Below are 14283 nucleotides of genomic sequence, written 5' to 3' on the forward strand. Positions count from 1 at the left end.
ACCTCCGTTCGTCACCCCGGAACCGACCGGCCCCGGGCCACTACCCGGCGCCCGCCCGATGCCACTTTTTGCACCGGCTGAAGCCGGGCACCCCGGGTATCGGGGCGGCATGGACCAGCACGCGGCACGGGACCGGCCCTACCCGGAACCGGCCCCGCGCGGGTGGTGGTTCGATGCGGCGCTCGTCGCCGGGTTCGCCGCGATCACCGCGGCCCTGGCGTGGTGGCCGCCGCTGGCTCGGGCGGACCTCGCCGTCCGCGCCTGGTGCGCCGAGCGGGCGACCCCGGCGACCCTGCGCCCGGCGCTGGTGCTGGACCATCTGGGGCAGGGCGGGCCGCTGACCGCGCTGACCGTGCTGGTGTCGTTCGCCGTGGCGTGGCCGGCTGCGCTCGCTCGCCCCGATCATGCCGGCCGGCGCCACGCCGATCGTGGCGACCGTGTTCATCGTGACCCTGAAACGGTGGACCGACCGCGGCACGCCGCACAACGGCGGGGTGGAGATCTTCGCGCACCCGGGGGCAGGTCGAGTACCCGTCGGGCCACGTCATGAACGGCGTCGTCTACCCCGCGCCCGCAGGTCGAGCGCGACCGCGAACATGGCCCGCAGCCGCGCCGGGATCGACTCCCCGGGCCAGGTGCGCCGCACCGCCTCGCTGACGACGGCGCACGCCACCTCGCTCGGATGGGCGCGGCAGAGGCGGGCGAGGCGGGCCAGGTCGGCGGTGGCCACCGTGGCCCGCAGCAGCCGCCGGCCGCCCGAGGAGGCGCTGCGGTTCCAGGCCGTGGCCGGCGCGGTGCCGGAGCCGGCGAGGCGGGCCAGGCCGCCCCAGACGGTACGGCCGCGCCGCAGCCAGTCCGGCAGCGTCGCGCCGGGGCGGGCGGCCGGCATGGCGCGCCGGGTGGTCGCCGGCGCGCGGGCCTCGGCGGCGTCGGTCAGCAGGCGCTGGAGCGCGCGGACCGCGGACAGGCCGTCGGCGAGGCTGTGGTGCATCGCCACGACCAGCCGGGTCTGCCCCAGCGGCAGCCCGGTGAGCACCAGCACTCGCCACGGCGGCCCGTCGCGAGGCAGCGGCCCGCTCCAGAACTCGTCGACGGCGGCGTCCGCCCGGGCCGTCGCCGCCGCGTCGGGCAGCGTCTCGCCGTGCGCGGCGAGCGCCCGCGCCTGCACGTGGGCCGCCGGGTCGGGCACGGGCTCGACGACCCACCCCGGGCGGCGCCAGCGGCCCCGGTGCACCGGCCGCCGGCGCAGGGCGGTGAACTCCCCCAGCCGGCCGGCCAGCAGCCGCACGACGTCCTCCGCCCCGATGCTGCGGCCGTCGGGGCGCCGGCCGAGGTCGATCACGGCGCCGATCTGCTGCGGCACCGAGGCGGACTCGACGTACAGGAAGAACGCGTCCTGGGCGCGCATCGGCCAGCTGGGGCGCCGCCGCACCGGGCCCGGCGCCGCGGCCGCGGTGGCCGCCGCCGCGTCCAGGAGCGCGGCCAGGCCGAGATCGGGGCGCCCGCCCGGGCGGACCACCGCGCCGGGGGCCGGCCCGTTGAGCCGGGCCCGGACCCAGGACACCAGCTGCGCGGGCCCGGCGCACGTCTCCGCGAGGCCGCAGGCCGTCATGAGCGCGGCATTGGCCGCACCGTGGGCCGCGATCGGGCGGTACATCACGATGTCGACGCCGGCCGCCACGGCCTCCAGCGCCGTCGCGCCCCCGGCGTTGGTGATCAGCAGGTCGGCGCTCTGCAGCAGTTCGGGCATCCGGTCGACCCAGCCGAGCACCCGCAGGCGCCCGGGCGGGTGCGGCCACCGTGACAGCCGTTGCCGCAGCCGCTCGTTGCGGCCGCACACCGCCACGACCGTCACCGCCGGCACGCCCTCGGCGAGCGCCCGGACCGCCTCCTGCACGGCGCCGAAGCCGAGCGAGCCGCACGAGACCAGCACGACCGGGCGCCGCGGGTCCAGGCCGAACGACCGGCGCGCGGCGTCCGGGTCACCCGGGTGGTAGCGCCCGGCCACCGGCGGCTCGCACACGTCGACCCGCGCGCCGGGGGCGGCCACCGACGCCAGCGGCACCGCGGCCGGGTGCGCGACGAACGTGAGGTCGAGCTCCGGGTACACCCACAGCGGATGCGGCGCGAAGTCGGACACCCAGGCGCCGGCCGGAACGCCGAGCCCGCGGCGGGCCCGCAGCCAGGCGAGCCCGGCGCTGCCCAGCGGGTACGTCGACAGCACGACGTCGGGCTCGAACGCCTCGAGCACCGGCGCCAGCCGCCGGCCGGCCCACGCGCCGACGAACCGCTTGGCGGCCCGGGTGAACCAGCGGTGCCGCCACAGCGCCGCGTAGAAGAACTCGTAGAGCCAGGGGGTCAGCTCGACGTTGGTGGTGTAGATCCGCCGGAACGCCGGGCCGACCCAGCGGCCCATCACGTCGAGCGTGTCCGCCCAACGCACCACGCTGCCCGGCCACAGCCGCTCCGCCCGCTCCTGCAGCGCCCGGCCGGTCGCGTCGTGCCCGCCGCCGATGTCGGCGGACAGGATCAGGACCCGCCGCGGGTGCTGTCCCGCCGAGCGCTGCATGCCGTACCCCTTCGCCGGATTCCAAACCGGCCCGCCCTACCCGCGCCGCCATCCGGCGAAACCGTGGTTGGGCGCCCGGCACGGGGGTAGCGGGTCGCGCGGGACGGCGGGCGGACCGGAGGTCGTATTGGACGGACCGGCCGCGATGCTCGGCACGGTGCTCGCCGCCGGGGCGGCCGCCGCCTTCGGCTGCTCGTCGCTGCTGCAGTTCCGGGCCGACGGCCGGGTGCCGACGGAGCCGATGGGCCGGCCGCGCCTGTTCCTGCACCTGGTGCGCATCCCGGCCTGGCGCTGGTCCGTCGTGCTGGCGCTGGCCGCCGGACTCATCCTGCTCGCCCGCCGCGCCCCGCAGTCGCGCCGCGGATCCGCCTGACGGTGGCTACCCGTGCCGGTCTACGCAAAACGTTCGGTTTGTGCCGCGAAGGGCGCGGGTATCGGCGTGCCCGGTCAGGGTTGCGCACGAGCGGGGGGTCATGTCGAACGCGGACCGTTTCCGCTCGGCCCGGCAGGCCGAGAACTTCCCGGTCGCGCTGCGCGTCCTGCCGGCCCGCGTCCGGGCGCACCTGGAGGCGCTGTACGGCTACGCCCGCTACGTCGACGACCTCGGCGACGAGCCGGACGCGGTCGCCGGGGGCCGGTCCGAGCGCCTCGCGGCGCTCGATGCGGTGGCGCGGGCGGTGGACGACCTCTACGCCGGGCGGCCCGTCGCCGAGCCGGTCGTGCGGGCGCTCGGCCCGTGCGTGGCGGCGTGCGACCTGCCGGCGGACCCGTTGCTGCGGCTGGTCGAGGCCAACCGCGTCGACCAGGTCGTCACCCGGTACGCCACCTTCGACCAGCTCGTCCGCTACTGCATCCTGTCGGCCAACCCGGTCGGCGAGCTCGTCCTGCACGTCTTCGGCCGGGCCAGCGAGGAACGGGTCGCACTGTCCGACCGGATCTGCACCGCCCTGCAGATCATCGAGCATCTGCAGGACGTGGCCGAGGACCACCGGCGGGGCCGCGTGTACCTGCCGGGCGAGGACATGAAGCGGTTCGGGGTGTCCGAGGGTGATCTCAGTGGTGACGCCGCCACGCCGGCGCTGCGCGACCTGATCGCCCTCACCGCGCAGCGGGCGGCGGCCTGGCTCGAGTCCGGGGCACCCCTCGTCTCGAGCCTCGACGGCTGGGCGCGCCTGGCCGTCGGCGGCTACGTCGCCGGTGGCCGGGCCGCGCTGACCTCCCTGGCCCGGGCCGGCCACGACCCGCTCGCCAACCGAGTGGTCGTTCCACGGCGCCTGGTGCTGCGCCACTGGATGGCGGCGGCCCTGCGGGCGGCGGGCTGAGCGCCGCCACGACCGGCCCGGTTTGTGTTTCGGTCACCACGGTCCGGGAAGAGGCCGCTGGTCGCACAGCGGCGCCGTCCTACATACGGCATTTCAGGTGCAGTCGCTTCCAGCGTTCACCGGACGGCGCCGGCTCGGCCCACCGCCGTGGCGGGTGGGGGTCCCGTCCGATCCGCATGTTCGTTGGCGTTACGGGGGAAGGCGTTGACGAGAACCACAGCCGCATCCGAACGACACAACACCGATGAGACCGACCGGGTCGCCGACGCCTACCGGCGCTGCGAGGAACTGACCCGGCGGGAGGCCCGCAACTTCTTCTACGGCATCCGGCTGCTGCCGGTGCCCAAGCGGCGGGCGATGTCGGCAGCGTACGCGCTGGCGCGGCGCATCGACGACATCGGCGACGACGGCCTGCTCACCCCGATGGTGAAGGCAGACCGCCTGGAGGCGTTGCGCCGCGATCTGCACGGGCCGCCGGGCCGGCTCAGCGACGACCCGGTCATTCTGGCCGTCCGGGACGCGGCGTCCCGGCGGCCTATTCCGCTGTCCGCGTTCGACGAGATCATCGACGGCTGCCAGGCCGACGCCGCCGGCCGGCGCTACGAGGACTTCGACGACCTGCTGTGGTACTGCCGCAGCGTCGCCGGCTCGGTGGGCCGCATCAGCGTCGGCGTCTTCGGCAGCCGCGACCAGCGGCGCGCCGCCGCCTACGGCGACGCCCTCGGCGTGGCCCTGCAGCTGACGAACATCCTGCGGGACCTGGCCGAGGACGCGGGTCTCGGCCGGCGGTACCTGCCGGCCGGCGACCTGCGGCGCTTCGGCTGCGAGCTGCGTTGGGAGGACGGGCGCTTCACGGACGCCCCGGACCGCCTGGCCGCCCTCGTGCAGTTCGAGGCGAGCCGCGCGGACACCTGGTACGGCAACGGCCTGCGCCTGCTGCCCCTGCTCGACCGGCGAAGCGCCGCCTGCGTGGCCACCATGGCCGGCATCTACCGGGACCTGTTGCGCCGCATCGCCCGGAATCCGATGGCCGTCACCGCCGGGCGGATCTCGCTGCCGACCGCGCGCAAGGCCTGGATCGCCGGCCGCTCGCTGACCCGGGCGACGGCATGAGCGGTACGGAGCGAAGCGGAGTGGCCGCTCATCATGAACGTCTCAACTCATGCGGGCGCCGGAGCGAAGCGGAGGTGCTGGCATGAGCGGTACGGAGCGAAGCGGAGTGGCCGCTCATCATGAACGTCTCAACTCATGCGGGCGCCGGAGCGAAGCGGAGGTGCTGGCATGAGCGGTACGGAGCGAAGCGGAGTGGCCGCTCATCATGAACGTCTCAACTCATGCGGGCGCCGGAGCGAAGCGGAGGTGCTGGCATGAGCGGAGCGTCCGCCGGACGCGGCGGGCCCGAGCCGGTCTGCGTCATCGGCGGGGGCCTCGCCGGCATCGCCGCGGCGGTCCGCATCGCGCGGGCCGGCCGGCCCGTGACCCTGCTGGAGCGCCGCTCGCGGCTGGGCGGGGCGACCTACACGTTCCAGCGCCGCGGCGTGCCCGTCGACACCGGCCAGCACGTGTTCCTGCGCTGCTACACCGAGTACCGCGAGCTGCTGCGCACGATCGGCGGCGAGCCCCACGTCGAGCTGCAGCGGCGGTTCACGGTCCCGGTGCTCGCCCCCGGCGGCCGGCAGTACGGGCTGCGCCGCTACGCCCTGCCGGCGCCCGCGCACCTCGTGCCGGCGCTGCTGCGCTACGGGCTGCTCAGCCGCCCCGAGCGCTGGGCCGCGATCCGGGCGGCGGCGGCCCTGCGCGGCGTGGCCGTGGAGGATCCCGCGGCCGACGAGGTCACCTTCGGGCAGTGGCTCGCCGAGCACGGACAGGGGCCGGGTGCGGTGCGGCGGCTCTGGGACGTCGTCACCCTCGCCGCGCTGAACGTGCCCAGCGCCGAGGCCTCGCTCGCCCTGGCCGCGCACGTCTTCCGCACGGGGCTGCTCGACGCGGCCGACGCCGCCGACATCGGCCGGTTGACCGCGCCGCTGGCCACCGTCCACGCCGAGACCGCGCTGCACCTGCTGCGCCGCATCGGCGCCCGGGTGCGCTGCGGCGCGGCCGTGCGGCGCATCGAGCGCGACGGGGCCGGGTACACCGTCGCGGCCGGCGGCGGCGAGGTGCGCACGCCCGCCGTCGTCCTCGCGGTGCCGCACCCCGCCGCCAGCCGGCTGGTGCCGGCCGGGGCCGTGCCCGACCCGCGGCGCTGGCTCGAGCTGGGGACCTCGCCGATCGTCAACGTGCACCTGCACTACGCGGCGCCGGTGACCGCCCTGCCGTTCGCCGCGGCGGTCGACTCGCCCGTGCAATGGCTGTTCCGGCTCCCCGCCGCCGCGGGCGACGCCGGCCAGCGGCTGGTGCTGTCGCTGTCCGGGGCCGGGGCGCTCATCGACGTCCCGGCGTCCGACCTCATCGACCGCTATCGGGACGCGGTCGCCGAGCTGCTGCCCCGTGCCCGCGCGACGGAGCTGCTCGACGCGTTCGTCACCCGCGAACCGCACGCCACGATCCGGCAGTCGCCGGGCGTGCAGGCGCTGCGGCCGCCCGCCGCCACGCGGTTTCCCGGCCTGGTCCTGGCCGGCGCGTGGACCGCCACAGGATGGCCGGACACCATGGAGGGCGCGGTCCGCAGCGGCAACGCCGCCGCCGACATCGTCCTCCGGCACCTTGCATCAGCTTCCGCATCTGAGTCCTGAGGAGTACGACACGATGACCGCGACCCGGACCGACAGCGTCAGCGACGCCATGAGGAGCATCAGCCAGCGCATCGAGCCGGAGCTGCGCGCGGCCGTCGACGCCCTGGACGAGCGCAACCGGCTCGTGGCCGGCTACCAGCTCGGGTTCTGGGACGCCGAGGGTGAACCGGCGACCGGCAGCGGCAAGGGCCTGCGGCCGACCCTGGCCATGGTCTGCGCGGGCGCGGCCGGCGGCGACCGCGACGTCGCCGTGCCGGCCGCCGTCGCGGTCGAGCTCGTCCACTCCTTCTCACTCCTGCACGACGACGTCATGGACATGGACACCACCCGCCGGCACCGGGCGACCGCGTGGACGGTGTACGGCCTCGACGCCGCCATCCTGGCCGGGGACGCGCTGCTGCTGCTCGCCATGCAGAAGATCGCCGAGGGCGGGCGCGCCGAGGCGGCCGAGCGCCTCGCGGCCGACGTCCACCGTCTCCTCGCCGGCCAGGCCGCGGATGCGGAGCTGGAGCGGGCGCCGACGGCGACCCTCGCGGCGGCGATGGACATGGCCGCCGGGAAGACGGCGGCGCTGTGCGCCGGCGCCTGCGCGCTGGGCGCGATCCTCGCCGGCGCCTCCGCCGAGGTCGTCGGCCGGCTCAGCGCCTACGGCCATCACCTCGGCCTCGCCTACCAGCTGCGCGACGACCTCCTCGGCGTGTGGGGCGACCCGCGCCAGACCGGCAAGCCGGTCGGCTCCGACGTGCGGTCGCGCAAGAAGAGCATCCCCGTCGCCTACGCGCTGCAGCACGACAGCGCGGCCGGGCGCCGCCTCGCCGCCCGCTACAGCAGCGGCGACCCCGTGACGGTGCAGGAGGTCGCGGTCATCACCGCGCTGCTGCACCAGTGCGGCGCCGACGAGTGGACCGCCGAACGGGCCGAGGCGGAGTGCGAGGCGGCGCTGGCCCAGCTCGACGGAGCCGGGCTCGACCCGGGCGAGCGCGACCTGCTCGCCGCCATCGCCGCCTTCGCCGCCGGGAGGGATCGTTGATGGCGGCCCAGACCACGACCGGCACCGTCGCCGCCCCGGCCGCGCCGGGCCTCGGGACGCCGGACGATCGCGGCGCCGCGCACGAGGCGCTGCGGCGCGGGCGGCAGTGGCTGCTCGAGCACCAGGACCCGGCCGGCTGGTGGAAGGGCGAGCTGCGCACGAACGTCACCATGGAGGCCGAGGACCTGCTGCTGCGGCGGTTCCTGGGTGTCCTCGTGCCCGAGGACACCGCCGCGACCGCGCGCTGGATCCGCGCGCAGCAGCGGCCCGACGGCGCCTGGGCCACCTTCCACGGCGGGCCCGGCGACCTGTCCACCACCATCGAGGCGTACGTCGCGCTGCGGCTGGCCGGCGACAAGCCGGGCGAGCGGCACATGCGCGAAGCCGCCCGCTTCGTGCGCTCCGCCGGCGGCGTCGAGCACAGCCGCGTGTTCACCCGGATCTGGCTCGCCCTCTTCGGGCAGTGGCCGTGGTCGCGCCTGCCGGCCGTCCCGCCCGAGCTGATCCTGCTGCCGAAGTGGATGCCGTTCAACGTCTACGACTTCGCGTGCTGGGCCCGGCAGACGATCGTGCCGCTGGCCATCGTGCGGACCGTCCGGCCGGTGCGCGACCTGGGCTTCGCCGTGCCGGAGCTGTTCGGCGGGGGCTCGCCGCCGGCGGCGCCCGCGCCGGCCAGCGTGGCCGGCGTCCTGCACCGGCTCGACCGGCTGGCCGCGGGCTACGACCGGATCGCCGTGCGCACCGTGCGCCGGCACGCGCTGCGCCGCGCCGCGGAGTGGATCGTGGCGCGCCAGGAGGCGGACGGCTCGTGGGGCGGCATCCAGCCGCCGTGGGTGTACTCGCTGATCGCCCTGCACCTGCTGGGCTACCCGCTCGACCATCCGGTGCTGCGGGCGGGCCTGCAGGGCCTGGAACGGTTCACGGTGCGCGAGGAGCACGAGGACGGCGCGATCCGCCGCCTGGAGGCCTGCCAGTCGCCCGTCTGGGACACCGCGCTGGCCGCCCTCGCGCTGGCCGACTCCGGTGTGCCGCCGCGGCACCCGGCACTGCGCACCGCCGGGCGCTGGCTGCTGCGCGAGGAGGTCCGTATTCCCGGCGACTGGAAGGTCCGCCGGCCGGCGGCCGAGCCGGCCGGGTGGGCGTTCGAGTTCGACAACGACCGGTACCCGGACACCGACGACACGGCGGCGGTCATGCTGGCGCTGCACGGCTGCGGCGCGCCGAGCGCCGGGGCCCGCTCGCGGGCGGTGCGGTGGCTGGAGGCCATGCAGAGCCGCGACGGCGGCTGGGGCGCGTTCGATGCCGACAACACCCGCCGGATCGTCGCGCGGCTGCCGTTCTGCGACTTCGGCGAGGTCATCGACCCGCCCAGCGCCGACGTCACCGCGCACGTGGTCGAGGCGCTGTGCCGGGAGGGGCGGGCCGGCACCGCCGCCGTGCGCCGGGGCGTGCGGTGGCTGCTGCGGGCCCAGGAGCGCGACGGTTCCTGGTTCGGCCGCTGGGGCGCCAACCACGTCTACGGCACCGCGGCCGTCCTGCCGGCCCTGGCCGCCGCCGGCGTCACCGCCGACCATCCGGCCGTGCGCCGGGCCGTGGGCTGGCTGCGCGTACACCAGAACGACGACGGCGGCTGGGGCGAGGACATGCGCTCCTACCGGCGCCCGGAGTGGATCGGCCGGGGACCGTCGACCGCATCCCAGACCGCCTGGGCCCTCATGGCCCTGCACGCCGCGGACGAGGGCGCCGGCGACGCGGCGGCCGGCGGCGTGCGCTGGCTCGTCGAGCACCAGCGCCCGGACGGCTCCTGGGACGAGCCGCAGTACACCGGCACCGGCTTCCCCGGCGACTTCTTCATCAACTACGGGCTGTACCGCCAGGTGTATCCGGTCCTCGCGCTGGGCCGGCTCCTCCGCGGCGAGGAGGCGCGATGACCGGCCGGCAACCGTGGGCCGTGTGTGCCGCCATGCAGATGGAGCTCGACGCGCTGCGCCGGGGCTTCGCGACGCTGCCCGAGCAGCGGCGCCCGGCGCTGCACCGCACCGGCGTCGGCCCCTGGCGGGCGAGCCGCCACGGCCGCGGCGACCCCGCCCGCTCGGAGGGGCCGTTGGCCGTGGCCGGCATCGCGGGCGCCCTGCCCGGCGCGGCGCTGCGGGCCGGCGACGTCGTCGTGGCCGACACCGTGCTCGCCGACCCCGCGCCCGGCCTGCCCGCGCCGCCGCCCCGGTCGGTGCCGGCCGCCCCGGCGATGGCCGCGACGCTGCGCGGCTACGGCTTCCGCGTGCACGTCGGCCCGGTGATCAGCACGTGGCGCCCGGTGAGCGGCGCGGGCCGCCGGCGGCTGGCCGAGCGGGGCGCGCTCGCCGTCGACATGGAGAGCGCCTGGCTGCTCGGCGAGCGCCCGGAGCGGCCCACGGCGTGCGTGCGCGTCATCGGCGACACCGCGGCGCACTCGCTGTACCGCCCGTCGACCGTGACCGACGTGCGCGCCGCGCTGGAGACGCTCTCGACGCTCGCCGCCGCGCTGGCGGACTGGGCCGACGCCGCCGGCCTCGACCGGACCGTGCTCGCCGCGCCCCGCTCGTTCTGCGCCGGCGTCGAGCGCGCCATCGCCGTCGTCGAGCAGGTCCTCGACCGGCACGGGCCGCCCGTGTACGTCCGCAAGCAGATCGTGCACAACACGCGGGTCGTGGCCGACCTCGAGTCCCGCGGGGCCGTCTTCGTCGACGAGCTGGACGAGGTGCCGGCCGGCAGCCAGGTGGTCTTCTCCGCCCACGGCGTCGCGCCCGCCGTCCGCGCGACCGCCGACGGCCGGCAGCTGGCCGTCATCGACGCCACCTGCCCCCTCGTCACCAAGGTGCACACCGAGGCGCGCCGGTTCGCCGCGCAGGGCAACACCATCCTGCTCGTCGGGCACGCCGGGCACGAGGAGGTCGAGGGCACCATGGGCGAGGCGCCCGGCCGCACGCTGCTGGTGCCGGACGTGGCCACCGCGGAACGCATCGCGGTGCCCGACCCGTCGCGCGTCGGGTACCTGCTGCAGACGACGCTCGCCCTCGACGAGGCGGCCGACATCGTGGACGCGCTGCGCCGCCGGTTCCCGGCGCTGCAGGGGCCGCCGTCGGAGGACATCTGCTACGCCACGACGAACCGGCAGCGGGCGGTGGCGGAGCTGGCCGGCCGGTGCGACATCGTGCTCGTGCTCGGGTCGGCCAACTCGTCGAACTCCCTGCGGCTCGTCGAGGTGGCGCGGCGCCAGGGCCGACCGGCGTACCTCATCGACCACCCCGGCGACATCGACCTGCGCTGGCTGGCCGGGGCGTCCACGGTCGGCGTGACGGCGGGGGCGTCCGCCCCGCCCGGCCTGGTGGACGAGGTGGTGGCGGTCCTGTCGGGGCTCGGCGCCGCCGAGGTGACCGAACACGTGACGGCGGTCGAATCGGTCGAGTTCGTGCTGCCGAAGGAGGTGCGTTGACATGGCGATGCCAGTGCGGCAGAGCCTGAAGGTGGGCGGCTACATCGTCGGGCAGCGGCTGCGGGGGCGGCGCAAGTTCCCGATCCTGCTCGAGCTGGAGCCGCTGTTCGCCTGCAATCTCAAGTGCGCCGGCTGCGGCAAGATCGAGCAGCCGCACGATGTGCTCAAGCAGCGCATGCCGGTCGAGCAGGCGATCGCGGCGGTCGAGGAGTGCGGGGCGCCGATGGTCTCCATCGCCGGCGGCGAACCGCTCATGCACCCGCAGATCGACGAGATCGTGCGCCGGCTCATCGCGCAGCGGCGGTACGTGTTCCTGTGCACCAACGCCCTGCTGCTGCCCAAGAAGCTCGATCAGTTCAAGCCGTCGCGGTACTTCGCGTTCACGGTCCACATCGACGGGCTGCGGGACCGCCACGACGAGTCGGTGTGCAAGCCCGGTGTGTTCGACGCCGCCGTCGCCGCGGTCCGCGAGGCCCAGCGGCGCGGGTTCCGGATCACCACGAACAGCACCTTCTTCTCCACCGACACGCCGCAGAGCGTCATCGAGGTGCTGAACTACCTCAACGACGACCTTCGGGTCGACCAGATGATGATTTCGCCGGCGTACGCGTACGAGCGCGCCCCGGACCAGGAGCACTTCCTCGGCGTCGAGCAGACGCGCCGGCTCTTCTCCGCCGTGTTCGCCGAGGGCCGCCGCAAACGCTGGCGGCTCAACCACTCGCCGCTGTTCCTCGACTTCCTCGAGGGCCGGGTGGACTTCCCGTGCACCGCCTGGGCCATCCCGTCGTACTCGCCGCTGGGCTGGCAGCGCCCCTGCTACCTGATGGCGGACGGCTACGCCGGGACGTACCGGGAGCTGCTGGAGGAGACCGACTGGCAGCGCTACGGCCGCGGCCGCGACGAGCGCTGCGCCAACTGCATGGCCCACTGCGGCTACGAGCCCACGGCCGTCATCGCCACGATGGGATCGCTGCGCCAGTCGGTGCGGGCGCTGCATTCGGGCTGAGCCGCCCCCGATGCCGGGCACGTCCGCCGGGCGCGCCCGGTTCACGGCCGGGGCTGACGGATAACCGGCACCGCCGAACAGGTCACAGGCGGTGCCGGCGGTGCGACCCTGGGCCCATGGAGAATCCATCCACGGTCGATCCGCAGTACGCGCTGGCGCGGGCTCAGGAGGAGTACGACCGGCTCGCGCGACAGGCCGCGTTCCTGCGCGGCACCACCGAACGGCTCCTGCGGGCGGCGGGCGTCGGGCCCGGGATGCGGGTGCTCGACGTCGGCAGCGGGGCCGGCGACGTGGCGCTGCTCGCCGCCGAGCTCGTCGGGCCCGGGGGCGAGGTCGTCGGCGTCGACGTCGACGGCGCGGCGCTGCGGGTGGCGCGCGGGCGGGCCGAGGCGCTCGGGCTGCGCCACGTGCGGTTCGTCGAGGGCAACGCCGACGGCGCCGAAGTCGGCGACGGGTTCGACGCCGCCGTCGGGCGGCTCGTGCTCATGTACCGCGCCGACCCGGCCGAGGCCGTCCGGCGCATCGCCGAGCGGGTGCGGCCCGGCGGCGTGGTCGCGTTCCAGGAGCTCGACCAGGACCCGGCGATCACCGCGCGGTCGCTGCCCGAGGAGACGCTGTGGAACGAGATCGGCGTGCAGGTGGTCGAGACGTTCCGGCGGGCGGGGATGCAGGTGCGGATGGGGCGGCAGCTGTTCGGGGCCTTCCTCGCCGCCGGGCTGCCGGCGCCGGCCATGCTCGACGAGGCGCTCACCGGCGGCGGGCCCGACTTCGCCGGGTACGCCTGGCTCGCCGGCGTCGCCCGCGCGCTCGCGCCGGTGATGGCGAAGACCGGGGTCGCCGATCCGGAGCGGCTGGGGCTCGACACCCTGGCCGAGCGCATCCGCGACGACGCGGTCGCCCGCAACGCCGTCGTGTGGACGCCGGCGTTCGTCGGGGCCTACGCGCGGCGCTGAGCCACTACTTCTGGTACCCGTTGTTGTCGCAGGTGCGCCGCTGCAGCACGCAGTCCTTGGTCCGCTTGTTCATGGTGGCGACGTCCCACATCACGAACGCGTCGCCGTGCATCGACGAGGCGCTCTTGCCCTCCCTGTCGGAGGACAGGTAGTACCCGTCGGGCGTGCCCTTGGCCCCGTACTGGATGTCGAACGTGATCGCCGGGATCTTCACGGGGTGGTCCGCCGGGCAGGCGTTGCCGGACCCGAACGCCACGTGGTCCTTGTGGTTGGGGCTGTCGAGGTGCTCGCCGTCCCAGCAGTCCGGGAACTGCAGGATGAAGTGCAGCGTCGCGTTCCCGCCGCAGATGGGCCAGTTCCCGTTGGTACTGCGGGCAACGCCGTCGAGGTCGCCGGGCCCGTAGAAGGCGCAGTAGAACTGCCCGCTGCTCCCCCGCGGCGTCGGTACCTTCTTCTTGGCGTCCCCGGCGATCATGCGCAGCCCGTTGGGCATCGGCATCTGGCCGGTGGAGGTGTTCATGAGCGAGCGGTAGTACACCCGGAACCCGGTCGTCTCCACGGGCTTGCCGGTCGCGTTGTCGTACAGCGTCGGCACCCAGTAGGCGGAGTGGTCCTGCACGGGCTTGCAGGTCGTCGCGGTGTACTTCGCCAGGTCCTCGGCCACCGTCCCGGCCGCGGCCGCGTTGTTGCCGACGAACGAGTGCATGTGCGAGGCCCCCGGCAGCCCCGGCGCGACGATCGGGTCGTCGGCCAGCGAGTGGCTGTACTGGCAGTCGGCCCGGAACTCCGGCAGGTTGCCGACCCCGGCCGGCACCGGGTCGGTCGCCATCGCCTTGTACGCGTCGACCTGCGCCTTCCAGGCCGCCTTGTCGACGGGCACCCACCCGGTGGCTGGCACCTTGGTCGTGGCGCCGGCCGACGGCGCCGCGGCCCCCGACAGTCCGGCCGCACCGGAGGCCGGGCCGGACGCCGCCGCACCGGGCGCGTCGCCCGTCGCGGCCGAGGCCGTCCCGGCGGCGGGGGCACCGTCCACACTCGACGGTGTGGCGCCGGCACTCACCCGCCCCACGTAGACGGCCACACCGGCGACGACGATCATGACAAGGGCCACCACGCCCCACTTGCCCCAGGCGAGCCGCCCAAGGCGGATCAAGGCGTTCGGCACGCCGGTATGTTAGGGCGCCCCGGCCGCACCCGAC

At 75.7% G+C, this 14283-nt stretch carries 12 protein-coding genes and 1 pseudogene; 11 read left to right on the plus strand and 2 right to left on the minus strand.

Annotation, left to right across the window (positions count from 1 at the left end; all coding sequences use genetic code 11):
- Nucleotides 1-109 precede the first annotated feature (109 nt).
- Nucleotides 110-550, plus strand: coding sequence for a hypothetical protein (locus ACQEVU_RS28170; protein ID WP_433328662.1), 441 nt, complete (start codon nucleotides 110-112; stop codon nucleotides 548-550).
- On the opposite strand, the gene ACQEVU_RS28175 is transcribed toward ACQEVU_RS28170, so the two are convergent.
- The gene (locus tag ACQEVU_RS28175; protein ID WP_433328664.1) at nucleotides 545-2569 is read right to left on the minus strand and encodes a wax ester/triacylglycerol synthase domain-containing protein; all 2025 of its coding nucleotides are present in this window, start codon (nucleotides 2567-2569) and stop codon (nucleotides 545-547) included. The two genes, ACQEVU_RS28170 and ACQEVU_RS28175, sit on opposite strands and share 6 nt — an antisense overlap.
- A gap of 127 nt (nucleotides 2570-2696) precedes the next feature.
- Between ACQEVU_RS28175 and ACQEVU_RS28180 the strand changes: the two genes are divergently transcribed.
- From ACQEVU_RS28180 to ACQEVU_RS28225, 10 genes and pseudogenes are all read left to right on the plus strand, one after another.
- Complete coding sequence (locus tag ACQEVU_RS28180; protein ID WP_433328666.1) at nucleotides 2697-2942, plus strand: hypothetical protein; 246 nt, start codon at nucleotides 2697-2699, stop codon at nucleotides 2940-2942.
- Nucleotides 2943-3042: 100 nt separating this feature from the next.
- On the plus strand, nucleotides 3043-3891 hold the full coding sequence (gene hpnC / locus ACQEVU_RS28185; protein WP_433328668.1) for a squalene synthase HpnC: 849 nt from the start codon (nucleotides 3043-3045) through the stop codon (nucleotides 3889-3891).
- 204 nt (nucleotides 3892-4095) lie between these two features.
- Nucleotides 4096-5004, plus strand: a complete 909-nt coding sequence (locus ACQEVU_RS28190) for a phytoene/squalene synthase family protein (RefSeq protein WP_433328670.1) — start codon at nucleotides 4096-4098, stop codon at nucleotides 5002-5004.
- A gap of 254 nt (nucleotides 5005-5258) precedes the next feature.
- A complete protein-coding gene (hpnE, locus tag ACQEVU_RS28195) occupies nucleotides 5259-6623 on the plus strand; it encodes a hydroxysqualene dehydroxylase HpnE (RefSeq protein WP_433328672.1) in 1365 nt (454 codons plus the stop codon).
- Nucleotides 6624-6636: 13 nt separating this feature from the next.
- A complete protein-coding gene (locus ACQEVU_RS28200; RefSeq protein ID WP_433328674.1) occupies nucleotides 6637-7653 on the plus strand; it encodes a polyprenyl synthetase family protein in 1017 nt (338 codons plus the stop codon).
- Nucleotides 7653-9584 carry a squalene--hopene cyclase gene (gene shc / locus ACQEVU_RS28205; RefSeq protein WP_433328676.1) on the plus strand — a complete coding sequence of 644 codons (1932 nt, stop codon included), beginning with the start codon at nucleotides 7653-7655 and terminating at the stop codon, nucleotides 9582-9584. The genes ACQEVU_RS28200 and shc overlap by 1 nt, the downstream gene beginning before the upstream one ends.
- A 38-nt stretch (nucleotides 9585-9622) precedes the next feature.
- Nucleotides 9623-10168: pseudogene (locus tag ACQEVU_RS28210) on the plus strand (hypothetical protein); the annotation flags it as partial.
- A gap of 6 nt (nucleotides 10169-10174) precedes the next feature.
- Entirely contained in the window at nucleotides 10175-11125 is a 951-nt protein-coding gene (gene ispH, locus ACQEVU_RS28215) for a 4-hydroxy-3-methylbut-2-enyl diphosphate reductase (protein WP_433335114.1), read from the plus strand.
- A gap of 1 nt (nucleotide 11126) precedes the next feature.
- On the plus strand, nucleotides 11127-12131 hold the full coding sequence (hpnH, locus tag ACQEVU_RS28220) for an adenosyl-hopene transferase HpnH (RefSeq protein ID WP_433328678.1): 1005 nt from the start codon (nucleotides 11127-11129) through the stop codon (nucleotides 12129-12131).
- Between the two features lie 116 nt (nucleotides 12132-12247).
- Nucleotides 12248-13084, plus strand: coding sequence for a class I SAM-dependent methyltransferase (locus ACQEVU_RS28225; protein WP_433328680.1), 837 nt, complete (start codon nucleotides 12248-12250; stop codon nucleotides 13082-13084).
- Between the two features lie 4 nt (nucleotides 13085-13088).
- Here ACQEVU_RS28225 and ACQEVU_RS28230 read toward each other — a convergent pair whose 3' ends face one another.
- The gene (locus ACQEVU_RS28230) at nucleotides 13089-14249 is read right to left on the minus strand and encodes a DUF1996 domain-containing protein (RefSeq protein ID WP_433328682.1); all 1161 of its coding nucleotides are present in this window, start codon (nucleotides 14247-14249) and stop codon (nucleotides 13089-13091) included.
- Between the last annotated feature and the right edge of the window lie 34 nt (nucleotides 14250-14283).

The organism is Dactylosporangium sp. CA-139066, from assembly GCF_050936175.1.
In the GTDB taxonomy this organism is placed as follows: Bacteria; Actinomycetota; Actinomycetes; order Mycobacteriales; family Micromonosporaceae; genus Dactylosporangium.